General features: G+C 47.6%; 23 protein-coding genes. 12 read left to right on the top strand and 11 right to left on the bottom strand.

All coding sequences use genetic code 11. From position 1 onward, the window contains the following. Window positions 1-36: 36 nt before the first annotated feature. The 11 genes from dtd to VLX91_15020 all read right to left on the bottom strand — a co-directional run bounded on the left by dtd (window position 37) and on the right by VLX91_15020 (window position 9,346). Window positions 37-504, bottom strand: coding sequence for a D-aminoacyl-tRNA deacylase (gene dtd / locus VLX91_14970; GenBank protein ID HUI31510.1), 468 nt, complete (start codon window positions 502-504; stop codon window positions 37-39). Further along, complete coding sequence (gene prmC, locus VLX91_14975) at window positions 505-1,386, bottom strand: peptide chain release factor N(5)-glutamine methyltransferase (GenBank protein HUI31511.1); 882 nt, start codon at window positions 1,384-1,386, stop codon at window positions 505-507. It abuts the gene before it with no gap. Window positions 1,387-1,491: 105 nt separating this feature from the next. After that, window positions 1,492-2,382, bottom strand: a complete 891-nt coding sequence (locus tag VLX91_14980) for a site-specific DNA-methyltransferase (GenBank protein HUI31512.1) — start codon at window positions 2,380-2,382, stop codon at window positions 1,492-1,494. Between the two features lie 27 nt (window positions 2,383-2,409). Beyond that, complete coding sequence (locus tag VLX91_14985) at window positions 2,410-2,919, bottom strand: thioredoxin family protein (protein HUI31513.1); 510 nt, start codon at window positions 2,917-2,919, stop codon at window positions 2,410-2,412. A gap of 56 nt (window positions 2,920-2,975) precedes the next feature. Next, window positions 2,976-3,905: an NAD(+)/NADH kinase gene (locus VLX91_14990; protein HUI31514.1), complete on the bottom strand. Its 930-nt coding sequence runs from the start codon at window positions 3,903-3,905 to the stop codon at window positions 2,976-2,978. A gap of 57 nt (window positions 3,906-3,962) precedes the next feature. After that, window positions 3,963-4,463 carry a hypothetical protein gene (locus tag VLX91_14995; protein ID HUI31515.1) on the bottom strand — a complete coding sequence of 167 codons (501 nt, stop codon included), beginning with the start codon at window positions 4,461-4,463 and terminating at the stop codon, window positions 3,963-3,965. 59 nt (window positions 4,464-4,522) lie between these two features. Then, window positions 4,523-5,509, bottom strand: coding sequence for a Gfo/Idh/MocA family oxidoreductase (locus tag VLX91_15000; GenBank protein HUI31516.1), 987 nt, complete (start codon window positions 5,507-5,509; stop codon window positions 4,523-4,525). A 65-nt stretch (window positions 5,510-5,574) separates the two neighbouring features. Continuing rightward, window positions 5,575-6,873 carry an MFS transporter gene (locus VLX91_15005; protein HUI31517.1) on the bottom strand — a complete coding sequence of 433 codons (1,299 nt, stop codon included), beginning with the start codon at window positions 6,871-6,873 and terminating at the stop codon, window positions 5,575-5,577. A 37-nt stretch (window positions 6,874-6,910) separates the two neighbouring features. After that, on the bottom strand, window positions 6,911-7,945 hold the full coding sequence (locus tag VLX91_15010) for a hypothetical protein (protein HUI31518.1): 1,035 nt from the start codon (window positions 7,943-7,945) through the stop codon (window positions 6,911-6,913). Between the two features lie 86 nt (window positions 7,946-8,031). Continuing rightward, window positions 8,032-8,709, bottom strand: coding sequence for an NAD-dependent epimerase/dehydratase family protein (locus tag VLX91_15015; protein HUI31519.1), 678 nt, complete (start codon window positions 8,707-8,709; stop codon window positions 8,032-8,034). A gap of 166 nt (window positions 8,710-8,875) precedes the next feature. Next, window positions 8,876-9,346 carry an ester cyclase gene (locus VLX91_15020; GenBank protein ID HUI31520.1) on the bottom strand — a complete coding sequence of 157 codons (471 nt, stop codon included), beginning with the start codon at window positions 9,344-9,346 and terminating at the stop codon, window positions 8,876-8,878. 143 nt (window positions 9,347-9,489) lie between these two features. Here VLX91_15020 and VLX91_15025 point away from each other — a divergent pair, with 143 nt between their 5' ends. The 12 genes from VLX91_15025 to VLX91_15080 all read left to right on the top strand — a co-directional run bounded on the left by VLX91_15025 (window position 9,490) and on the right by VLX91_15080 (window position 24,934). Next, a complete protein-coding gene (locus VLX91_15025) occupies window positions 9,490-10,662 on the top strand; it encodes a M48 family metallopeptidase (protein HUI31521.1) in 1,173 nt (390 codons plus the stop codon). Next, window positions 10,659-11,375, top strand: coding sequence for a lysophospholipid acyltransferase family protein (locus VLX91_15030; protein HUI31522.1), 717 nt, complete (start codon window positions 10,659-10,661; stop codon window positions 11,373-11,375). Before VLX91_15025 ends, VLX91_15030 begins: the two co-directional genes overlap by 4 nt. Window positions 11,376-11,409: 34 nt before the next feature. After that, a complete protein-coding gene (gene gatC, locus VLX91_15035) occupies window positions 11,410-11,697 on the top strand; it encodes an Asp-tRNA(Asn)/Glu-tRNA(Gln) amidotransferase subunit GatC (GenBank protein ID HUI31523.1) in 288 nt (95 codons plus the stop codon). Between the two features lie 6 nt (window positions 11,698-11,703). Continuing rightward, window positions 11,704-12,477, top strand: coding sequence for a 3-deoxy-manno-octulosonate cytidylyltransferase (gene kdsB / locus VLX91_15040; protein HUI31524.1), 774 nt, complete (start codon window positions 11,704-11,706; stop codon window positions 12,475-12,477). A 1-nt stretch (window position 12,478) separates the two neighbouring features. Further along, window positions 12,479-14,095 (top strand): CTP synthase, encoded by a 1,617-nt coding sequence (locus tag VLX91_15045; protein HUI31525.1) that lies wholly within the window; start codon window positions 12,479-12,481, stop codon window positions 14,093-14,095. A gap of 286 nt (window positions 14,096-14,381) precedes the next feature. Continuing rightward, on the top strand, window positions 14,382-15,056 hold the full coding sequence (gene fsa / locus VLX91_15050) for a fructose-6-phosphate aldolase (protein HUI31526.1): 675 nt from the start codon (window positions 14,382-14,384) through the stop codon (window positions 15,054-15,056). Beyond that, a complete protein-coding gene (gene gcvT, locus VLX91_15055) occupies window positions 15,053-16,240 on the top strand; it encodes a glycine cleavage system aminomethyltransferase GcvT (GenBank protein ID HUI31527.1) in 1,188 nt (395 codons plus the stop codon). The genes fsa and gcvT overlap by 4 nt, the downstream gene beginning before the upstream one ends. A gap of 8 nt (window positions 16,241-16,248) precedes the next feature. Further along, window positions 16,249-16,989 carry a 2-phosphosulfolactate phosphatase gene (locus VLX91_15060; GenBank protein ID HUI31528.1) on the top strand — a complete coding sequence of 247 codons (741 nt, stop codon included), beginning with the start codon at window positions 16,249-16,251 and terminating at the stop codon, window positions 16,987-16,989. Between the two features lie 55 nt (window positions 16,990-17,044). Continuing rightward, window positions 17,045-19,567, top strand: coding sequence for a DNA translocase FtsK 4TM domain-containing protein (locus VLX91_15065; protein ID HUI31529.1), 2,523 nt, complete (start codon window positions 17,045-17,047; stop codon window positions 19,565-19,567). Then, complete coding sequence (lolA, locus tag VLX91_15070) at window positions 19,567-20,235, top strand: outer membrane lipoprotein chaperone LolA (protein HUI31530.1); 669 nt, start codon at window positions 19,567-19,569, stop codon at window positions 20,233-20,235. Before VLX91_15065 ends, lolA begins: the two co-directional genes overlap by 1 nt. A 33-nt stretch (window positions 20,236-20,268) precedes the next feature. Next, window positions 20,269-21,300: a lysylphosphatidylglycerol synthase transmembrane domain-containing protein gene (locus VLX91_15075; GenBank protein ID HUI31531.1), complete on the top strand. Its 1,032-nt coding sequence runs from the start codon at window positions 20,269-20,271 to the stop codon at window positions 21,298-21,300. Between the two features lie 313 nt (window positions 21,301-21,613). Continuing rightward, a complete protein-coding gene (locus tag VLX91_15080) occupies window positions 21,614-24,934 on the top strand; it encodes a T9SS type A sorting domain-containing protein (GenBank protein HUI31532.1) in 3,321 nt (1,106 codons plus the stop codon). Window positions 24,935-24,955: the final 21 nt, after the last annotated feature.

Consider the following 24,955-nt stretch of genomic DNA (forward strand, 5'->3'; position numbering starts at 1 on the left):
CGCCTCAAGAGAAAGCAGTCCGCGCTTGCCTCACCGTCATTTGCCGTCAAGATCATTTTCTACAGTATCAATTATTATTGTCACCGGTCCGTCATTAACCAACTCAACATCCATCATCTCGCGAAAAATTCCTGTCGCGACTTTTTCTTTACCGAGAGATTTTTGGAGGCATCCGACAAAATAATTATATAATCGTTCCGCAGGCTCCGGTCTTGCCGCTCTCATGAAGTTCGGGCGATTTCCCCTCCTTGTTTCTCCGTAAAGAGTGAACTGGGATACAACCATCGCTGAGCCGCGGGTGTCCTTGACCGAAAGATTCATTTTTCCCGCAGAGTCCTCAAAAATCCGGAGCGCGGCAGACTTATCGGCAAGACTGCGCGCATCGGTTTCAGAATCTTCTTCATGCACGCCGAGGAAAATCAGAATGCCCGGACCTATTTCACTTTCAATTGCCCCATTTATTCTCACCGCGCATTTCCTGACCCGCTGGATAACGGCCTTCATTTAAAACCTTGCACTCACAACCCGATCAATATTGGAAAGATCTTTCCTGGTTTGAACTTCCTGACCGCCGGCTTCGATGAAAATTTTCTTGACATCTTTCGTCTGATCGAACGATGTCTCTACGAAAACCCATCCTTCCTGATTCAGAAAAACCCGAGACATTTGCGAGATTTTTTTGAAGAACGTCAAGCCATCGGCACCGTCACTCAGCGCATCAAGGGGTTCAAACTCTTTTATATCGGCGTCGAGGGTCTTAAATGCTGATTCGCAAACATACGGAGGATTTGAAACGATAATGTCAAATCGTCTATTGAAAACATTTTCTGTGATCGTCAAAAAATCCACCTCGACGAACTCGATCCGTTCTTCCGTCCCGGTCAGCTTCGCATTCTCGTGTGCCAAGCCTAGAGCATCTTTGCTCTTATCGAGCGAGGTGATTCGGGAGTTTGTCAAGAATTTTGCGAGTGCAACATCGATGCAGCCCGACCCCGTTCCGATGTCGAGAATATTCAGATTATCCTTCTGTGAAAGGCGAGTCCTGCAATGTTCGATGACGGTTTCGACGAGCGTTTCTGTCTCCGGCCGCGGGATGAGTGCACGGCGGTCGGTTTTCATCTCGATGGAATAGAAATTAGTCTTGCCGAGGATGTACTGTACCGGTTCATGAGCGAGCCTTCTCTTCAGCAGAGCTTTGAATCTTTCAAGTTCGTCTTTCTTCAAAGGCTGGTCATGCTTGACGTAAAGATCGAATCTTTTCATTCCGAGCGTTGTGGAGAGAAGGAGTTCGATGTTCAGTCGCGCTTCATCAAAACCTTTTTCGGTGAGATAGTCCGTCCCCCACTTGATCATTTCCAGAACTGTCCAGATTTTTTTCCCGCTCATCGAGTTTAAAATAATAGGATATGCGGGACGCCGCAAGGCGGCACTTGAACGGCCAATGCTACTCTCTAATCATAAGTTTTTACAGTAGATTCTTTTCGACCGGATTTATATCGTAGTCTGGACGACGTCAACCGAATGAGTTTCTGATAAACTCTCTACACCCGCTATTGAATTTAGTCCACGGGTATATCTGTAATAATCAAAGTACTTCGAGATGTCATCGGAATTTCTCTTTTCTCTGAGTCGTCTGCGAATCAGTTTTACGTTTTCAGGGTCAATGTCAATGCCTATCGAATTTCTTTTCAATTGCTGAGCAACGATGAGTGTCGTTCCAGTGCCGGCAAACGGGTCAAACACCGTGTCGCCGACCTTGCTTGACGACATGATTATCCTTAAAAGCAAAGCAATTGGAGATTGCTGCTTATGCCACCTCTTGCCATTTTCCATCCTTATGGCCTCATCGCCGGCAAAATAACCTGAAGTCAATTCACGAATATCGTCCCAGATGTCGGTAAGAAAAATTCCTGAGTCCCTATCGCGCCTATATTCAGGAGGAAGAGGAGGCGATATTCTAAGCCGGTTGAAGACTCTCGGCTTTTCACCTTTGACAGCGTAAGCGATTACCTGAAATTGCTTTCCATATCTATTCGTACCCGGAACCGCAGATGTTTTCTTTTTCCATATTATTAAGTTCTGGAATGACCATCCAGTTTTTCTCAGAGTACTAAGGACGAATTCGGTATTTTTCTCGCGCTGCATGAAATAGACAGCTCCGCCATTTACGGTGCGATTGAAGATTTCCCGCGAAGTTTTTTCCATCCACTCCCAATAATCTTCTTGCGGCAATCTATCATCGAAAAACTTGTATTCTTTTCCCTGATTGAACGGCGGATCCAAAAATGACAAGTGAAATTCTTTAGACGGATTTTGACTGAACCAATCAATTACGTCGGCATTCGATAACTCATAGCTGATGGTTGCTCGCCGATGGCTCATTCGTGATAATATACTTTACAGCCGAGTCTAATGCATTTCTTCCGTAGATTTGCTCTCGAGTATCTCCACAATGTTGTCGCCGATGTCTCCTTTGGGTTCCTCGACAATTCTGCCTATCTCTTTCCCATCATGATAGAAAATAAATGTCGGGACTTTTTCAATGTTGAGCCCGGCCGTCAGCTGGTCACGCCAGCCCTTGGAACGCGGCACCGTTATGAATCCGATTTTGCGTGCCAGTGCGGTACTGTCCATGATGCTGAGGAACATCGGAACCCACATGTGGCTGTCGGAGCACCACGAGCCTAAGACGATCAGCACTGAATCGCCTGCCTCAAGGGAGTCTATCTGATGAATCAACTTCACTTGCGGCTTGTATACAGAATAGTTTTCCCTGTACCATGATGAATCCTGAAATGCCGATCTTTCGACAGGACCGATCAGGATCCTCTCCTGAGAAATAGAATCCGTAGCAACGGTCTGAGCATCGGTCACATTGGAAAGCGCCGACGCAATCGCGATTGCCATGATTATTTTCATGTTCTTCCCCGGTCACCAAATGGAAAATTCGGGAAGGCAAGCATTGCGGAGGATTCTCATTGATCGGCTCTTATATCCACACCCCACATCAATTTTGTCCGCAGCAGGTTGAAGAAGCCGTTCTTACTCTTCCTGAGAAGTTTTATTCTGTATGGCGCAAGGGAGACTTTGAGTTCCGCAGGCTGTGTGAGGACTTGTGACGTCTGTCCGTCGGCGCTCACCATGATTTGTTTCTCCCCCATAGGCTGAGAGGCCGATCGTACCACGATGCGGATTTCGGAATCGTCGGGAACAATTACAGGACGCGCGGTGAGTGTGTGCGGCGATATCGGGCTTATCGCGATGACGCGGCTTTCCGGCGAGATTATCGGACCGCCCGTGGACAGCGAATAACCGGTCGAGCCGGTCGGCGTACTGATGACTATGCCGTCGGCACGATACGTAATCAGATATTCCGAATCGACATAGGTCTCCAAATCTATCATTCGCGAGGAGCCGGCTTTGTCGATGACGATATCGTTCAACGCAAATATCGTCGAAGACTTGCCATCTTTTTCAAACGAAGCCTGCAGGGTTGCCCGTTCCTCGAGATTGAACTTTCCCTTGAAGAGCTCATCGATGCTGTTTCTCAATTCATCGAAATTCAGCTCTGCCAAAAAACCCAGTTTGCCGAGATTAATTCCGAGGATCGGCTTGCCGCTCCCTCCGACGAGTTTTGCGGTTCGCAGGATTGTACCATCTCCGCCGAGGGAAACGATGATGTCCGAGCAGCTGGCGATCTCGGAATACTGCATACTGGATTTGCCTGCGTCGTAGTTGCACTTTGTCTTCATTTGTGCGGCGATTTCATGCTGAACCGTGAATTTTATCTTCCGTTCCTCGAGGATCCCGATCAACGCGCAGGCAGTTTCGCACGTCGAGGGTTTCGCAATGTTGCCCACGATTCCTATCAAAAGGTTTTTCGGCGGGACAAATTTACTTTTCATCTCCGGTCTGTGAGTTCAATCCTTGTTCATTTTATGTTAAACCCGATAAAATTTCAATTACTTAAGAAGCTTCAACCCGGCCTGCCAGATTGTTTTCTCGCGCGCTGCATCAGGGCCGTTTATTGTCGCCTTGCGAAATTGCTTCAAAATGTCTTCGACTTTGGGATTGTCGATCTTGGCGTTCTCCAGCCGTACCACTAAGATCGCGTCGATGATCGGAACCTGAATATTCTTCTCATCGACGTAGAATGAATCCAGCCGATCACGAATCTGACCGACGTCCATGCCGATAAAAACCCGGTTGAAATCGATCGCGTCAGCTTTCAGATCGGCGTGCTGCGACCAGAAGGAAGACATATTATCCAGTCCGTCGACGTAAAATGTTTTGCGGGACAGAGTCTCGGTGGGTGTGCCGATAACGAGGTTTTTCCATGTTATACCGTTCTGCGCACCGATCATCGGCTCCTGTGCTCGCGCAGTACAGATACCGCCGAGAAATGTCATCAACGCCAGCAGCAACGAGTTTCTTCTCATATTTTTCTTTTCAAGAATCCTCATTTGATACCTCTCATGAAATTACGGCGTCCTAATACTCTATACTCTCCAATTCTACCATTCTACAGCCGTAGCTTCTTCCATTTCTTCGCCGATTCGATTGCTGAAACTATCGTCTGGAAATCCATGTATGCTTTTTGGAATGTACTTAGGGGTTCCTTTCCATTGACAATGCAGTCGTAAAAATCTTCAAGCTGATGCTGGTATCCTCTCTCGGTCTCAATTCTTTCCTCGATTTCCTCCATGTGCTGACGTTTCAACGTGACAACATTTCCCTCCATTACAATCGTTCCTTTGTCGCCCAAGATCATAAGTCTGCTCTCGTTAACGCCCTGGGCACTGAAATACATATTGAATATTCCGTTTACTCCATTTTCAAAGACAAACTGGAACGACATGGAATCCATTCTTCCTATCGCCGGATTCACGCTTCGATTGAAGGCGATTCCGGATTTGATATCACCGAAGAGATCGCGAAGCACCGCGATGTTGTGAATTCCCGCATCCGTCACGAAACCGCCCGGGTATTTGTGGTCAATGCGCCACTTCGTCTTTGCGTATTTGTTGTCGGTGTCGGTCACTGTGAACTGATCCCAGAACACCGAGTAAGGCCCGCCGATCTTTCCATCATGGATCATTTGCTCTATTCGTTTGAATACGGGGTTATACCTGTAGTTCTCTGCGACCATCATGACCTGTTTGTATTTTCCGACAAGCTTGGTCATCATCCTGGCATCGTGAAGACTTGAAGCAATCGGCTTTTCGACAATCACGTGCTTTCCCGCTTCGAGAGAATCTTTTGTCGCGACAAAATTAAGTTCAACTGGAAGGATGATATCAACCGCTTCAACTTTCGGATTTCTCAACATCTCATGATAATCAAGGACGTACGGCACGCCGCCGACGAGTTGAGAGAATTCTTTCGCCTTTCCCTCGCTGTGATTGCACACCATAACGATCTCGAATTTATCCTTCAAATTTTGAAGAGCGGGAAGATGCAGGTCCTTCGCTGCGATTCCGGTGCCGATAATTCCGAGCTTAACTTTCACCAGCCAACTCCTTTTGTCTCTTACTAAATTTAGTTATGCGTGATAGCTTTTAAAAATTTTTCCTGTTATGGCTCGATTGACAACAGTCCAATCTTTTTCCCTCTGGTTTCGGGAAAGGTCCATATCCAAATTCCTGTCAACACCGCAAATAGCGCAGCAATGGAAATTCCTCCCGAAAGCCCGTAGGTTTTTGACGCGACGGCGATCGCAATCGGCGTGAAGAATTGGATGCCGCGGGCGAGATTGAAGGACGTTCCCATCGCGGTGTTCCTTATGCTTGTCGGAAATAGTTCGGTGCATAGCGGTCCAAAACCGCTGAACACACCTGTGCCGAATCCCACGAGGAACATGAACCCCAAAATGAAAACCGGATACGCGACGGCCATATTCCACAAAACTGTAATCATTAGCAATCCGACTGCCCAAAGAATTGAATAAATTGTGAATGCTGGACGGCGTCCTATCATGTCCGCAGTGAACCCAAAAGAAAAGTATCCCAGAACTCCGCCTCCCTGCGTCACGATCATCCACAAGGCCGATCGGGTCATCGTGAAATGTCGCTGCTCATGAAGGTATCCTGGCAGCCATGAATAAGTGAACCAGTATGCCGACATCAAGAAAACAGCGAGCAGCAGTGATCGCAGGAAAATCTTGAGGTAATCCTTCGATAGGAGGAGACGGAATTTTGCTCCGCGTTCACGCTCGAGATTCAATAAATCTCCCGAAGGGATCCATTCAGGCAACTTCCCGTCCGCGACGATTCGTCTATGCGCGAGCCAGATGTCCGACTCCGGGAGATGCTTTCGCACGAACACTACGAGAACGGCGGGAACTACCGAAACAAAGAAACATATCCTCCATCCGATTGCAGGTTCCAAGAATCCTCCGACGACCGATGCAAATATGATCCCTATCGGAGCCCCGGTCTGCATTATCGCACTGAAACGGCCGCGAATATTCGGTGGAAATGTTTCTCCTATTAGAGTTTGTCCGGTTGCCCACTCGCCTCCTACTCCAAGACCGGTGACGATGCGAAATACGAGTAGCGTTTCTATATCCGAGGCAAATCCGCTCAGAAACGTACCAACGCTGTACGTAACGATTGTCCACTGAAGGACACTTTTCCTGCCGAATTTGTCGGAGAGGAATCCGAAGATTATGCCGCCGAGCGCAGTTGCCGCTAGAGATGCCCCCATGATTAAGGAGACCGAGACATTTGAAAGCGCCAACTCTTTTCCTATGGGGATCAGCAGGAAGGTAAACAGGATCAGATCGTAAAAATCGAATACCCAGCCCGCCCAGCTGAGAGCGAGTATCCGGAAATGTTCTTTGGTCGGAGATTCCGATTCGTTAAGAAACTTCATCGGAATTCTCCATCGCTAACCTTTCTCGCATTCGCCATTATTCTAACAGGTAGTATAAGGTGTCACCGAACACCGAATAAAAATGTCCGAAGGTCAATGAGGTGTCATGAATTGCCACTCCAAACGAATCTGCAAACGCAGGGTCGCAGTAATAGCCAGTGTAATTTTGTTGGATATCGGATGCCAGTCCGTGCATATAATAGTGGCAGTTCCCTTTGTGCACATCTCCGGCATAGTAACCGCTCCAGTACCAGCCCAATGAGTCATTTGAACCCGAGTTAAGTCGCTTCATATAAAATGTGGATCCGAAAATAGTTTCGACGATGTCAAAAATATTGCTGCTGTAAAAAGTTGAATCGTAGGAGAATCCGTAACCACCGGCATAAACCTGCTGTTGAAAATTTTGGATCGTTGCCGGAGTCGTAGTCATTTTAATCAGAAGCGAATCGTAAAAACCATTGGATGACAAACCATAACGCCCCTGGCTTCTCACGGTAAACGCTATCTCTGTTGTGCTTATGGAGAGTAAAGGCGTGGTTCCGTTAAAAGTTAAGCTGCCTTGGATCAAGTTGAACAGCGGTCCATTTTCATAGGCTATGCCGTTAACGCCGACCGATATGTTTTTCAAGTAGGAATCTATGGAGAATAAATTGTACGGGATTGTATCTCCTGCATGAAAGCCCTCGAAATTTTGAGCAAAGTAAAACACCAGGTCAATCGAGTGACCGGAACCCCTGTAGGAATATACACCATCGTTGAAGCTGAGATTCCTGCTGGAGAGCGCGTTGAAATCTAGCCCGGTCTCTGCCATCCCTAAGATTAAGCCGCAAACGAGACGCTTTAATGTTGTACCATCTTCACAGTATCTTGCAACAACTACCATGTCCCCGTCAATGACATATGCAAGGCCATCTTTGGAAATAGTTGAGTTGCAGACCCTGATCGAATCCTTTTTCTGCGAGTTATTACCTCGTCCGTTATTATTGTCTGCAGGATTGGTACAGACGATGAGAGAGAGAGACAAACCAATCAATATCGGCAGCACCGTAGATTTCTTTGTAGATAGTTTCATGCCCTGCTCCTTCGATTTAGTTTACAGGAAACTCATTCAAGGTAAATGACGGTCCGCAGTTTTCCAAGATTCCGAATAAAAGGGTCTTAGCTGTTTGATTTTCGAACAGCTGCAAGCTCAGAAATATCCCCACTTTCCAAAATTTTTCCGGAATAACCCTTAGCAGATGCTGTTATCATTGAGATACCAACTTCCTCCAATGTGCAAATGTAATTTGGCAAAATCATTTTCAAAAAGGGATACAGTACTCCTACCGCTTTCGAAATAGTATAAGCATTTCTTAATCCTCTGATAGGTTTTATAAAGCCCGGCCTGAACATATATGTAGCTTTAAATGGAAGCTTCATGAGATCGTTTTCAGTTTTCCCTTTTACTCTTGCCCACATCAGCCTGCCTTTCTCCGTGCTATCCGTCCCCGCTCCTGAAACGTAGCAGAACGTCATATAAGGATTGAGTTTCGATAGTGCAGTTGCCGCCCGCATCGTGAGATCGTACGTGATGCGGGTATAATCCTTCTCATTCATTCCCACTGAAGAAATTCCGAGGCAGAAAAAGCAAGCGTTGTAACCGCTGAGACTTGCTTCGATTGATGTGTAATTGAAGAAATCATTATGGATGATCTCTTTCAGTTTTACATGCTCCACGTTGCACGACCTTCTGCCGATAACCAATACAGATTCGACATCGGGATGTTTCAGACTCTCATGGAGCGCTCCTTCTCCGACCATGCCTGTGGCGCCGAAAATTATGACTTTGAGTTTCATTTCGTGGCCCTATTCTTCGTGGACATGATTGAATCTCCTGATAAGCAAGTGTTGACCTCTTCTAATAATATGGAACGTCGGAGCACTGCCGTGTTTTCGTTCCGCTCACTCAGATATTAATGTGCCATGGCGATAAATAAAATGCCGCCGGCAGCCTTCTTTAAATCTAAAACATCGGGTGGCTGTTCGCAGCCTTTTCTGGAACGGCCTGGCCAACATCCCAGTGTTCCACAATCTTGCCGTTCTCTATTCGGAAAATATCGATTACTGAAAAAATCTTTGCGCCTTCGTGACTTCTTGTGTGAATGAAAACCAAGTTCCCATCCGCAGCGAGGTGCTGGATATCTATTTTCTCTTTGGGTGCATCCTTGAACCACTGTTTGCACGCATCGATCAAAGCTTGCTTTCCGTCGGCGACATAGGGATTATGCTGAATATAAACGTCGCCCATGTATTTATTAATCGATTCGATGTTTTTGTCGCCGAATAATTCCTGGTAAAAATCGGCAACCATCTTTTTGTTGTTTTCAAGCGCAAGTTTTTCTTTCTCGCAATCGGAAAGTTGTTGTCGCGGCACCAGGTAGCCTCCGTAAAACATTGCTGATGTCAGCACCAGAACGATGAAAGACATCTTCATTTTTCACTCCTCCTTTTGTTGTTCGACCAATCGATGAAAGACCTTGCTCGGAAAACTAAACGGCCCGCAACAAATTTTCAAGTTTTCGTAATAAACACCTTACAATTATTTGATTTTCAGGTCTCTCTTATCTAATTTATCAAGTGCACGGCAGAACTATTCTCAGGGATAAGTTTTTTTTCTACCTCGCACCGCCGCTGTCTTTAAACGAATCGCAATCTCCCGATATCTACCTCAAAACGAGAATCACATTCTCACTCGCCGGCATTTTTCTGACACTTGCATTTGTGACTCTTCTGACTTTCACGGGCCTGCGCACGTTCTTTGTGCATCTGTCTTCAATCAGCCCAAATGTTTACGTGCAATTCCTCCTTTTCGTTTTCGCGATTGAGATTCTCTTCTCAGTCATCAGGTTTCCCCTTGACTATTATTCGGATTTCTTAACAGAGCATCGCTTTGAACTTTCCAACCAGACATTTTCGAAATGGCTTTTCAGAAAATTGAAGGGTGCACTGGTAGGCAGCATCCTCGGCGTGATCCTGCTTTTTGCTTTCTATTATCTTTTGATTCATTTTCCGAGTGCGTGGTGGCTCCTTTTCGCCGCGTTCTTTTTCGTATTCCAGATCTTTGTAGCGCAGTTATTTCCGACGGTAATACTTCCGTTGTTTTATAAACTCAAACCCTTATCGAATGAAATATTGTGCGACAAGTTGAGCAGGCTTGTTGAAAAATTCGGGTATAGAATGAGCGGCGTTTTTTCTTTCGACCTGAGCCGTGAAACACGGAAGGCGAACGCCGCGCTCACCGGGCTCGGGAGATCGAGAAAGATCATCATAAGCGACACGTTGCTAGAAAATTTCTCCGAGGATGAAATTGAAGTTGTGCTTGCTCACGAACTCGGCCATTTGGTGAAGCACCATATGATGAAAGGAATAATCGTCAGCGCGGTCGTGAGCCTGATCGGATTTTATATCGTTGCACAAGTGTATTTTTCTTATACTGCCGCACTTCATGTCCCGTCTTACGATCTGATGGCAATTCCCTTTCTCGCACTCGCGTTGACTGTCTTAGGGATCATAGCGATGCCGCTCGGAAATTTCTTTTCTCGGAGAATAGAACACGAAGCGGACCTCTTTGCTCTGGATAACACCGGAATGCGAAAAGAATTTGCCGAATCGATGAGGAAACTCGGCAGGTTGAACCTCGTTCCTGAAAATCCTCCCGCATGGATCGAAAAGATTTTCTTCAGCCACCCGTCAATCGGTGCGCGAATAAAGGCCGCGGTTCCGGAAAGCCTGACGAGGGTGACGCAGTGAGATTCTTATTGGGAGCAATCACGGCCGGAATTTTGACGATAATTTTCTCCGCATTCTACCTCCTGACCATTCCGTTCGACAAAAAAAACCGAACATTCTCCTTCTTTGCTTATCATTGGTCAAATACGGTGCTTAAGGTTTCGGGAATTAAAGTCAGAGTCGTCGGTTTGGAAAAAATTGATTTATCCAAACCATATATCTATGTGTCAAACCATGCGAGCATGTTCGACATAACAGCAGTGGTGGTGGGTGTAAACAGGTACGTTCGGTTTCTCGTGAAGAGGGAGATCGGCAGGATCCCGATTTTCGGATGGGCGACTGCGAGAGCGCACATCATGGTCGATAGGAAAAGCGGGACAGACGCGGCGAGAGGTCTTGGAAGGGCCGCGCAGAGAATCGCGCTCGGAGAAAGCATGATCCTTTTCGCCGAAGGAACACGGACAAGAGACGGCAAAATGCAGCCTTTCAAGCGAGGCGCTTTCGCTCTCGCTATCGAGGCAGGAGTCCCGATCGTCCCGCTGACTATCCTAGGAAGTTTTGCGATCATGAAGAAAGGAAGCATCGGATTGCGCAAAGGCGAGATCACGATCATCGTTGACGCACCGGTCGACATTTCGGAGTATCACGACAAACGCGGGTCGATAGAATTGATGAATAAAGTTCATGGCATTATTGAGAGAAATTATTACGGAGAAAAAGGTATTAACAGTTAGCTGCTGGTTGCCGGCGGCTGAAAGGGAGTAGCACATGGCAGTAACGATAAAAGATGTTGAACATATCGCAAAACTTGCGAAGCTGGAATTCGATGAAGATGAAAAGGTGAAGTTCACGGAGCAATTCAACGAGATACTTGCATTCATGGAGAAGCTGAATGAACTGGATACCTCGAATGTCGAGCCGCTGTCTCATGTAATCGAGCTCCAAAATGTTTTCCGCGAAGATGAGGTTAAACCGTCCACTTCAACTGAAGAGGCGCTGAAAAATGCTCCGTCCAGGACGGACAGGTTCTTTAAGGTACCAAAAGTGATTGGATAAAATCTGATGGCCAAGAATTTAAAAACCGTCGCGATCATTCCCGCACGTTACGCATCGACCCGGTTTCCGGGTAAGCCTCTCACGCATATCGCAGGTACGCCGATGATCCAGCATGTGTACGAAAGGGTGAGCGCCGCGAAGAAAGTCGACGATGTTTTCGTTGCAACCGACGACAAACGGATTGCGGAATCGGTAAGCAATTTCGGCGGAAAGTTTGTCATGACTCCATCCGCACTGAAAAGTGGAACCGACCGATGTGCAGCAGCGGCAAAGAAAATCAAAGCAGACGTTGTAGTAAATGTCCAGGGAGATGAACCGGTCATATCGCCAAAGACGATCGATGCGGTAATCTCCGTTCTTCTTAAGTCGCGCGAAAACGTCGTGTCGACGGCCGCGGTGCCGATCCATAATAACGATGCGATTTTCTCCGAAAACACGGTTAAAGTTGTTGTTGATAGAAACGGAGATGCGCTGTACTTCAGCAGGAGCGCGATACCTTTTTTGCGGGGAGTGCATCAAGGAAATTATTCAAAGGGCTACAGATTCTTGAAGCATCTTGGCATATATGTTTATAGGAACAGTTTTCTCCAGAAGTTAACCGGACTTAAAGAAACGCCTCTTGAAACCGCGGAAAAATTGGAGCAGCTTCGTGTTTTAGAAAATGGTTATAAGATAAAAGTAGCCATTGTAGATGAGGACACGATTTCGGTCGATGTACCGTCCGATATAATTGCCGTGGAAGATTTTTTATCAAGTCAATCTCAAGACAGGGACATTTAAATTGGCTAAGCGGAACATAAAATATATTTTTGTCACGGGCGGCGTCGTTTCGTCGCTCGGAAAAGGAATCGCAGCCGCCTCGCTTGGCTTGCTTCTCAAGTCGAGAGGACTCAGCGTCGCAATGCAGAAGTTTGATCCGTACATAAACGTCGATGCCGGCACGATGAACCCGTTTCAGCACGGCGAAGTTTATGTTACTGACGACGGTGCCGAAACAGATTTGGACCTCGGTCACTATGAGCGTTTCCTGGACATAACTACAACGCGGGCGAACAACACCACAACGGGGCAAATCTATTATGAGGTGATCTCGAAAGAAAGGCGCGGCGATTATCTCGGAGCCTGCGTCCAGGTCGTTCCGCATGTCACGGACGAAATAGCGAGGCGTTTTTCCCAGCCGTATGAAAACGGGAATTTTGATGTAGTCATTACGGAGATAGGCGGCACGGTCGGCGACATCGAAGGGCTTCCGTTTCTCGAGGCGATGCGGCAATTCATGCTGAGAGTCGGGAGAAGAAATGCGATCAACATTCACGTTACTCTCGTTCCGTTCATCGAAGCCGCGGGCGAGATCAAAACGAAGCCGACGCAGCACAGCGTAAAAAATCTGCTGGAGATCGGGGTACAGCCGGAGATTTTGATCTGCAGAACGTCGAAGAAGATTACGCGGGAAGTGAAGGAAAAAATAGCGATGTTCACGAACATCGAAGCCGATTCGGTCATCGAAGGGAGAGATGTGGAGACGATTTACGAAATGCCTCTCATATTCAGAAAGCAGCATCTCGATCAAATAGTTCTCGACAAGTTTAACCTTAATGCCAGAGAGCCGAATTTGTCCGAATGGGAGGAGATGGTTGGCCGAATAAAAAATCCCAAATACAATGTTAAGATCGGAATCTGCGGAAAATATACCGATCTTCGCGATTCGTACAAGAGTATACTCGAAGCTTTCATTCACGCCGGGTCCGAGAACGATGCTAAGGTGGAACTGAAATGGGTTGCCGCGGAAGATATTGAGCGGGATGGCACCGAAGCTCATTTGTCTGACATCGACGGACTTCTTGTGCCCGGCGGATTCGGCGAGCGCGGAATCGAGGGGATGATTATCGCCATCAAGCACGCGCGTGAGAAGAAACTTCCCTATTTTGGAATTTGCCTGGGGATGCAGACGGCGATCATTGAGTTCGCGCGCAACGTCCTCGGATGGAAAGACGCGAACTCGTCTGAGTTCAAAAGGACGGCACACAACGTTATCGATATCATGCCTGGCCAGAAAACCGTGAAAGAAAAGGGAGGCACAATGCGTTTGGGTGCGTACATCTGCATGTTGCAGAAAGGCTCGAAGGCTTATCAGGCATATGGGACGGAAGTAATAAGCGAGCGTCATCGGCACCGGTTCGAAGTGAACAACAAATTCAGGAAGAGAATCACGGATGCCGGAATGCGATTCAGCGGTGTGTCACCGGACAACCAGCTCGTCGAGATGGCTGAACTGCCCGATCATCCGTGGTTCGTCGGCTGTCAATTCCATCCGGAACTGAAATCGCGTGCCACGAAAGCGCATCCGCTGTTCAGAGAATTTGTCAGAGCCGCGCTGGAAGAAAAGATCAAAGACTGATTCCGCCGAGAAATCAAGTAGCAGCACAACGGACACTTCTCAAATAGCAGGTGGATTCGACTAAGGCAATTTGGGCACCAACGGGCAGCTCAGGGCAAGATCTTGCACGTGCTGGTCAAGTTTCTCCTCCGGTAAACCTGCGTGTGACGGATTTCCTTTCAACTTTCACGCTTGTTTATTAATTTTTATTAAGACAATTGGCACAGAGCGAAGTACATTTACAGTAATTTTTTTGATAGTTTCGTTGTTTTACTATTAAACGAATGTTTTTGGGAGGTAATATAAAATGAAATTTTTCATAGACACTGCAAATCTCGATGAGATAAAAGAAGCCGCCGAACTTGGCGTCCTCGACGGAGTGACGACAAACCCGAGCTTGGTTGCAAAAGAGAAATATGACATCAACTTTAGAGAATTGATCGGCGAAATCTGCAAGATAGTCCCGGGTCCCGTGAGCGCAGAAGTTGTCTCGACGGATTTCCAGGGTATGATGAACGAAGCGCACGAACTCAGCAAGATTGCTGACAATGTTGTAATAAAAATTCCGCTTCTGAAAGAAGGGCTCAAGGCAGTCAAGCGCCTGAAAGCGGAAGAAATCAAAACGAACGTCACGCTCTGCTTTTCGCCGAACCAGGCTCTTCTTGCCGCCAAGGCTGGTGCATCATTTATCAGCCCGTTCATCGGAAGGCTCGACGACATCAGTCAGGAAGGAATGGAGCTTATCGAGCAGATACTAACCATATACAGGAATTACGACTTCAAAACCGAAGTTCTCGTTGCCAGTGTCAGGCATCCGATGCATGTCGCTCAGGCTGCGATGCTGGGCGCAGATATAGTTACCATGCCGTTCAAGGTCATCGATCAGCTTATAAAACATCCGCTGACCGATATCGGGCTTCAGAAGTTTTTATCGGACTGGAAAAAAGTCGGCGCGTCTCAGACGGCTGCAGTTTCGAAATGAAGAGGACCCCGTTCAACGAGATTCATAAGAAATTGGGTGCGAAGATGGTGGAGTTCGCCGGGTTCGAAATGCCGGTGCAGTATTCGAGCATCATGGCCGAGCACAAGTGCGTCCGGCAGAGTGTCGGTGTATTTGATGTTTCACACATGGGAGAGTTTCTCGTTCGAGGAAGGGATTCCGAAGCGTTTCTTCAGCGGAATACTTTAAACGATGTGACCAAGCTTGCTCCGGGACAAGCCCAGTATACTGCACTGGTAAATGAAAATGGTTTTCTTCTCGACGATCTCATCGTTTACAGGTTTAGCGGTACGTCCCTTCCGGTGGCTGAAGCCTCGCCGGCGTATATGATTGTTGCAAATGCTGCTAACATCGAAAAAGACTATAAGACGTTTTCTTCCCGACTTTTCCCGCAAACGGGATCTTCGACTGGCGACGTGAGACTCGAAGATGTGAGCGACCGTACGGCACTTCTGTCCGTGCAAGGGCCGAAATCTATTGCGACTCTGCAAAAGCTAACCGGAATAGAATTGAGCTCAATCCAATATTACCATTTTGTCGAAGGCAAGATTGACGGGACCGATGCGATAATCTCGAGGACAGGTTATACGGGCGAGTTAGGATTTGAAATTTTCTTCACGGTAAACGGAACGAACCACGAAGAATTGTGGAATGAAATTTTTGAATCGGGGAGAGAGTTCAATATCATGCCGATCGGGCTCGGTGCGAGGGATACACTGAGACTTGAAATGGGTTACTGTCTTTACGGGAACGATATTGACGAAACTACAAATCCCATAGAGGCAGGATTGGGTTGGATAACAAAAATAGATAAAGGAGATTTTGTAGGCAAACAGGCAATCATAAAGGCGAGACAGAATATTGCTCGGAAGCTAGTGGGGTTCGAGATGGAAGAGAGCGCCATACCACGCCACGGCTACGAGATTCACTCGGAGAGCGGGAAAACTCAATTCGCGGAACGAGTCGGCTGCGTCACGAGCGGAACTTTCTCGCCATCGCTCGAAACGGGAATCGGCATGGGTTATGTCGAAGCATCGAGGGCGGTGGAGAACAGCGACATTTTCATCGATGTTCGCGGAAAGAAAGCGCGGGCACGGGTCGTCAAACTTCCGTTTGTCGATAATCATTCGCGAGCTGGGATTCAACTGTCGCAAACGAAAAACTGAGGATAGCAATGAAAATCGAGGTTTTCTTTTCACCCGCCGGTGTGGATGAACTCGGTATGCGCGGCAAAAATGTCGTCATCATTGACGTGCTCCGGGCATCTACCACGATTTGTACAGCTCTAAGAAACGGAGCCCGCGAAGTTATTCCCGCTCCGGATATCGAAAGCGCAACGAAAATTTCAACAAACCTCAGCGGCGATTCGCATCTCCTCGGCGGAGAAAGGCAGGGTAAAAAAATCGACGGCTTCGATCTCGGTAATTCTCCGTTCGAATATACTCCGGAGAAAGTCGGCGGTAAGACGATAATTTTTACGACCACCAACGGTGCGGGAGCAATGTATAAATGCCGTTATGCATCCATGGCTCTGGTCGGGGGTTTCGTCAACGCCTCTGCGGTAGCTCAGACGGTTGTCGACATCGGCGGAACGTGGACAGTTCTTTGCTCTGGCAGACAGGGTGGCTTTTCAATTGAAGATGCAACATGCGCAGGAATGATAATAGCGAAAGTCAATGCTGTCGTTAAAGTGGAGACGGACGATGCCGGATTGACATCGGTTATTTTATATAATAAGTTCAAGAAGGGCATCCTCGGAATGATGAAGCAGTCTGCGCACGGAAAATATCTGGTGTCGATTGGCTTCGAGGAGGATCTGAAATTTTGTGCCGAGGTCGATAACGTTCCAGTAATACCCGTAATTGAAGGAACTGGAATCAAGCTCAAGCAAAATAAGCTGGTGGTAAACGGCTAATCTGAGATTGAAAAGCGAATCGCGAATCGCCAATTACTAATTGCAGTCGTGACATATGCCTGAACCAAGAGAGAGACTCGAGAAAAATTTGAATCATAAGGACGGCGAGGCCCGGCAGGTCGAAATCGCTTCGGGGCGGGAAAGAAAGCCGGTCAAAGATCAGGTTCGCGGGAAAAGATCACTCAGGTCGGAGGTCATGAATTTCTCGCTAATTATAATTTCAATCCTTGCCGGCTTAAGCATAGTTTCGTATTCGCCTGCCGACGATGCAAACTCCGAGATAGGTTTCTTCGACATGTTCAGGCTGTTCCTGGGCGACGAGGCATTGCGTGCAAAGGCAGACGCGATTCATAACTGGCTCGGAATTTTCGGAGCGTACATCGCCAACTTCTTCGTTAATTCAACTCTCGGATATTTTGCGATCGCGTTTCCGGTCATTCTCCTTATCTTCAGTTGGACTGCACTTCAAAAGAGAGATTATGTTAAAGCCGCCCGGATCAGTACCATGGTGCTGATATACGGCATCGTCATCGCTGTCCTTTCGGGATACCTGAAGGCGCTTTACGGCACGGATAAATTCGGAAAAGAATGGTATGGACTCATCGGGGAGTTTTCTGCACTCGCCTTGATCCGCGCACTCGGAGCGGTCGGCGGTGCAGCAGTAATTTTTCTCGTCCTATTCTCTTTGGTTGTTTTCACTTTGAAGATTTCGCCTCAAGAGCTGGTAAATGCATTCATATGGTTGTTCTCCTTAATTTTTAAATCGATCGGTTCGCTGTTCGCTTTCATTTTCTCACGAAGAAAACCCAAGGGGGAAGTTGTAATTTCAAGGGACGATGAGAAAAGGGTTTTTCCCGTAGAACCTGTCAAAATTGTGCGCGAAGACGCCAGGACCAAGCATGATGCGAATTTGATCGAGGAGGCGAAAGAATTGGTCAAGCGGTCGTTTACCAGAGCGGAGGAAGCCGAAGAGGAAATCTCTGATGAGGAGCCAGAAGAGGGTCGAGAGAAATTGCTCATCACGAGAAAAGTAATTCCGCCGCCCCGGTTTACTGACAGCGAAACAGCGGAGTCGGTAAATCAGGATGAAGAGATCGAGTATACGCCGCCGCCTCTGGACCTCCTCGATGTTCCGGTTCAGGTGGATAAGATTTCCGACGACGAGCTTCGCGCAAATGCGGAGCTGCTTCGTTCGAAGCTGCAAGTCTTCGACATTGAAATAGAAAATGTCAGCGTGATACCGGGCCCGGTAGTGACTTTGTACGAGCTCGTTCCGGCGAGCGGCGTGAAGATCAGTCGGATCACGAGTCTTGAAGACGATCTTGCGCTAGCACTTCAGGCGCGGGGGATAAGAATAATCGCCCCGATACCTGGCAAGGGAGCGGTCGGCGTTGAAATTCCAAACCACAAGCCGCAGATCGTCAACTTCCGCAGCGTCGTCTCGTCTGCTAAGTTTCAGGACCTGCGGTTCAATCTTCCTATCGCAATGGGAAAAACTATTACCGGCGAGATTTTTGTTGACGATCTTTCGAGGATGCCGCACCTTTTGATCGCCGGTGCGACGGGGTCAGGCAAGAGCGTCGGCATTAACACGATCATGATGAGCATGATCTACAAACTCAAACCGTGGGAGATAAAATTTGTAATCATCGATCCGAAGAAAATTGAGCTTTCGCTATATAAGAAGTTGAGCAAGCATTTCCTTGCAGTGTCGCCCGATGTCGATGAAGAAATAATAACGGACGCAGGCAATGCAGTTCTCGCCCTCAAATCTGTCGAATCCGAGATGGACGACCGGTATTCCCTTCTTGCGAAGGCCGGGGTGAGAAATATTCAGGATTATAACAAGAAACTCGCAGAAGGCAAACTAAAGGAGAATGAAGAAACGAAATTCGTCAGGCTTCCGTACATCGTCATCTTCATCGACGAACTTGCCGATCTGATGCTGACTGCCGCTCACGAGGTAGAAGATCCGATCACGCGATTGGCTCAGCTCGCGCGTGCTGTAGGAATCCATCTTGTGCTTGCGACGCAGCGCCCATCGGTCGATGTCATAACCGGGCTTATCAAGGCAAACTTCCCCGCGAGAATTGCTTACCAGGTTGCATCACGCATCGACTCACGTACGATACTTGACCAGAACGGTGCCGAACAGCTTCTCGGCAACGGCGACATGCTGTACTTGGCGGCCGGCAGTTCTAAGCCCGAAAGGATGCAGAACTCGTTCCTCTCCACCGAGGAAATCGAAAAGGTCGTTGACTTCATCTCGGCGCAGAAAGGTTATTCTCGGCCGTACCAGCTTCCATCTGTTCTTGTAAAAAAAGGTAATGGAGGTGCGGCAGTCGGAGAATATGACGAAATGTTCGAAGAGGCAGCACGCCTTGTTGTACGACACCAACAGGCATCGACCTCGTTTTTGCAGAGGAGGTTGAAGCTGGGCTATGGAAGAGCGGCGCGTGTGATCGACGAACTTGAAAATGCCGGAATCGTCGGACCTTTCGAGGGAAGCAAGGGGCGCGAAGTTCTTCTCGAGAGCGAAGCGGAACTGGATACCAGGCTGACTGAATTGGGAATGTGATGAGGATCGAAAACTTAGGATTCAAGGTTCACAATTACGCGCTTATCTGCGTCCTGCTTCTGGTGTCTTCCTTCGCTTTCGCGGGCGATACGCCGACTGCCGCTGAGATTGTCAAAAATATTCGGGAAAATTTCAATCAAACGCATGATGTGATTATTCATTTCACCCAAACAGTCGTCATGCCGCTATCGAAAATGTCGAAGGTGACTGATGGGACCCTTTATTTGAAGAAGGGAAACAAATACCGGATCGAGACGGAAGATAATGTTTTAGTGACCGATGGAAAAACATCGTGGACGTACGCGCCATCTTCCAAGCGGATTGTTGTCGATAATTATAAAGAAGACAAAAATACGATTTCACCCGACAAATTTCTTCTAAACGTTCCTTCGGATTTTTACGTCGTTCTCCTGTCGTCGAATTTCTCCGACGCCGATACGACTTACACGCTTCGGCTGACGCCGAAGAACGACAATTCGTTCATTCGTTCCATAAAGCTGGTTGTCTCCCGCAATTGGACCGTTCGCAGCGCGGAAATATCCGACATGAATGATACCCGGTATACATACACAGTGAAGGATTTAAAAATTAATTCCGGTCTTCCGGATTCTGAATTTGAATTCGATCCGCCGAAAGACGCGCAGATCGTTGATCTGCGCCAGCACTGAAGCGGCATTGTCCTGAATCTTTAGAGACTCCTTTTGAAATCCCACCAACAGCTTCTGCGCACGCTCATCGGCCTCCTGATCGCTGCTTTATTTGTCTTCCTCGCATTCAGAGGAATTTCTTTCGAGTCACTCCTGCATGACGCTCTCCACGCAAACTTTTTCATTCTTGCCGCGGCAACGATCGTGGGTCTGTTGAGCCTTTTCGTCCGCGGGCTTCGGTGGCGCGTTATTCTCCAGGAAATAAAACCCGAAATCTCCGTTGTCGAAACATACGGGAGCTTAATGGTCGGATATCTGATGAACAATTTCGTTCCGCGGCTCGGTGAGATCGTCCGTGCTTATGTGACCGGAAGATCAGAGGCCACAAGGGTCAGCGGCGTATTGGGAACAATCGTTCTCGAAAGACTTTTCGACATGCTTTCCTCGGGCATACTTTTCGGAATTGTCCTGGCGACCTATGGCGGAGGAATAGTTGCAGAATTTCCGTTTCTTCGTCTCGCCGGTATTATTTTGATCGTCGGTTCCGTCGCGATCGGTGCTGTCTTTTATATCTCATCAACGGTCAAGAAGGCTAACGATTTGCTGATGAGGTTCGTCCGGTTCGTCGTCCCGGGGAAATTTTCCGGGAGAGTCGAAGAAATCATCGGTTCATTTCTCTCTTCATTCTCGATTCTTCGTTCGCCGGAAAGCCTTCTTCGAGTTACAGTTTACACTGCACTGATTTGGATCGTCTACATTTTTCAAATCTATATTCCCTTCTTTGCATTCAAATCTACTTCCGTGCTTACCTTTTACGATTCGTTTGTCCTCGGTATGATAACCACCATGGCATGGGTGATACCGAGTCCGGGTGCTCTCGGCGTTTACCATCTTTTCGTTTCGCAGACTCTCGCCAGGCTGTTCGGAGTTTTGCCGGATGAAGCGCTGGCTTATGCCACGCTCACGCATCTCTTTGGATATATTGCAATCACGATTGTTGGAATAATTTTCGCCTTCATTTTTACACAGCGATTGAAAATCCGCTCGGTGGGAAAGCTGCTCGAAGTTGAAGAAAGAGAAACTTAGGGAACTCTTCCGGACCTTCTTTTTCGTGAAATCACCGACCGCATAGAAGTGAATTGCCGTTGTTGAACAGTGAGCCCAGTCAATATTAACGAAAACTTCATTATATCTCGCTTGACATTTTGCCGGCGAGTACCCAAATTATACCCGATGATTCACAGAGTGGTGGTGAGTTTAATAATCCAATCGTCACAAAAGTTTCTTCAAAGCGTCAGATGGAGGGTTCGCTGAGCAAGCGGCCTGCTACTGATTAGCGGATCGTGCTGACAAAACTCTCGCCATAATTTTCAAACAAAAAAATTGGAAGGGTGAAGTTATGAAGATTTCTTCGACACTTCTCTTTGTCGCACTTCTTACAATGAGTGCGCAAGCACAAAAATTATGGACAGGCAGCGGCGGTGATGGTTTGTGGACCACTGCAACAAACTGGAGCGGCGGAACAGTCCCCACAAGTGCAGATAGCGTTGTTCTGGATAACACAAATATTGCAGGAAGTTACACCGTCACAATACCTTTAGCCGGCACAGCTGTGGTAAAGGAGCTGCAGATCGGCTATCCGGGGAATACGAATATAATTACCCTTTATTTTGCCAGCAACGCGGCAACAGCCGGATTTAAGTTTGGGGACGGTGCAGCAGGCAATCTGGATTTCGACATCGACCAAGGCGGAGTTTTCATCAATGCTTCCAACGCGGCGAGTGGTTCAACGTATTTTCAGCGCGTAAACACCGGCGATTCACTTAGGGTAAAAAGCGGAGGAAAATTTGTTCAGGTAACCACGTTGTCATTCTCAACACCGTTTCCGGCCGCAACCACGAAATTCGATGAAGGAAGTACGTTCGAACTAAATGTCAGAGGTACGGGGCTGGCAACTCCGACCGTATCTGGCCGTACTTACGGAAATTATACTTTAGCCGCCGACTCTGCTGGTGGCACAAGGACTTATCAATCGACAAGCGGTGGTGGTGCTTTCAAAGTACTCGACACGTGGACAATAGAATCAGGAGTAACTCTTCTTCCCTGGGGTGGCACAGGGGTGGACAGCATAAATAATATTTCTAACAGCGGGGTGATGAGTTTTGCTCCAGCATCGGGTTCACTTTACATCTATGGCAGTCTCACGGTTAATGATTCCTTTATTGTATCAAGTGCAACCTTACCTTGCACATTCAGTGGTAGTTCGTATCAACTGATTAGTGGAACAGGGCTTATTGAATTCAAGGATTCAGTCATAATCGCAAACTCGGGATCAATAGTTGCACTGGGTGGGAATGTTGTTGATTCTGGTTCCGTTACTGTCACCGGAAATCTATCAGCGGGAATGAGCTCAATTACCGGTTCAGGTAGCTTTAGACTTTACCCGAACGCGACGCTGTTTCTTGGCGGAGCGAATGGCGTCAATGACTTGGTTAAACCAACTGGAATTATTTCTTTAAGCAAGAGTGCCAACTACTATTTTAACGGTGGCGGACCGCAGTACACAGGCACATTAATGCCGGACACAGTCCGAGAACTCAGAACGTATACCTCAACAGGTGTGACTTTAAGCAGAACTACAGTTGCAAATTTTGTTACCATGACCGGAGTAGGCAATATTACAACCACCGGAGATACTCTCATAGCGCCTAATGGAGTTTCCGGTTCATATGGTGGTGGAGCATACATTGACGGCAATCTTTCGTATAACGTCACCGCAACGGGAGCATGGATTTTCCCAGTCGGATCGGGATTAATCAGTTACTTACCGGTCGAAATTGATTTCTCAACGTTAACTGGAAGCGGCGCTGTGGTTGTTGGAGCAGTAGACAGCACGGTGACGGCTCCGACACTTTCCCTCGGTGACACCATCAAAATGCTGCGGCACTACTTCGTAATCGGAAATGCCGCCGGAATTACCGCGTTTACCGACAGCCTTATACTGACTTATACAGCCTCGGATCTGGCTAGACTGGGAATCACGAAGGACTCGTCGCTTCATGTCTACCAGAGCAGCGGCCCACATTGGATCGATCTTCCCATAACGGCAAGAGACGTCACGAACAAAACGATCAAGACCTCCAAAGTCTCATCATTCGGAACCTTTATTCTCGGAGTTCCCGTCTTCGGACCGAAGGAGGTAACTATCGCTCAAGCAAAAAAAGACGACAACCACGATTTCGTGCCGGACTACTCGGTCACCGGTGATACATTGATCGTGTACGGAGTAGTTACCTCTCCTAACGTGGGCTCCACTTACACTTCTTACTACATTCAAGATTCGACGGCTGGCATTGATGTCTACAAAGGTGGGACGATAATGCCCTTTAGCATTGGCGATTCTGTGTTTGTAATCGGAAAAATACTCCAGAACAAAGGGGTGGAGGAGATTAGCCCGCTGGCGGCGGATTCGGTTCATTTCGGCATTCTGAAACATAATGCAACAGTTCCCCAACCAAAACTTCTAACGCTCCATGGATATGTCTCAAATTCTGAAGATGTCGAGGGATCACTTATCGAGATAGATAGCCTATATAAAGTTTCTGGAACTTGGGCTGGAAACCAAAACATATACGTGACGAATGCAGCGCACACCGACACGACAATACTCTACATTAACCAGAATACAAATGTGGGGAGTCATGCGGAACCGATGTATCCAATAAACTTGGTTGGCATAGCCAGTCAATTCACTTCAAGTGTTCCGCCTAACAACGGCTATGAAATCATCCCTCGTGATACGAATGATGTGAAAAGCGTCGCAACTATACCGCCTGCAGCACCGACCATTCTGCTTCCAGCAAATGGCTCTGCATATCAGCGAGCAGATACTCTTGACTTCAAGTGGAACTCTAGTCCTACTGCAACGAAGTATCTGTTCCAGCTCTCCACGAATCGGCTGTTTTCTTCGTTTGTGGTGGCGGATTCCAATGTCGCCGACACCACAAGAAGGGTCACCGCACTTGCAAACTCGACGAAATATTTCTGGCGAGTCGGCGCATACAATGTGGGCGGTTTCGGTCCGTTCTCGGTAGTAGATTCTTTCACAACTATCATCGCGATCCCGGCTGTGCCAACTATCGTTTCGCCGAACGGATCAACCGGTGAACCGAGAAGGACGACCTTCAAGTGGAATTCAACGGCAAATGCCACGAGCTATCATCTACAGGTCGGGACTGACAACTCGTTCTCGTCCGTTGTCAGAGATGTAACAACGCCGGATACATCACTTCAAATATCTGATACATTGACGGCGAGCACGACGTACTACTGGCATGTGAGTGCAATCGACACGGGCGGTGCGAGTGCATACACGGCTGCCACAAGTTTCAAAACCGGCACGGGAGTCTTAGCCGTCGATGGACGTAGCGGAACTCCAAAGGAGTTCGCGCTGTATCAGAATTATCCGAACCCGTTCAACCCGTCAACCATGATCAACTATGATTTGCCGAAAAACTCATACGTGAAAGTCACGATTTACGACTTGCTCGGCAGAGTTGTAGCGGATTTAGTGGACGGGATGCAAAATGCAGATCGATACAGCATCGAATGGAATCCTTCAGGCTTAAGCAGCGGAATTTATTTCTGCCGGATCCAAGCTCAAAGTCAGGACGGAACAGCCAAATTTACATCGGTGAAGAAACTTCTCTATATGAAATAATCCGAAACGCGGAGCAAAGAC

This window comes from Candidatus Acidiferrales bacterium (assembly GCA_035515795.1).
Taxonomy (GTDB): Bacteria; Bacteroidota; Ignavibacteria; order Kryptoniales; family JAKASW01; genus JAKASW01.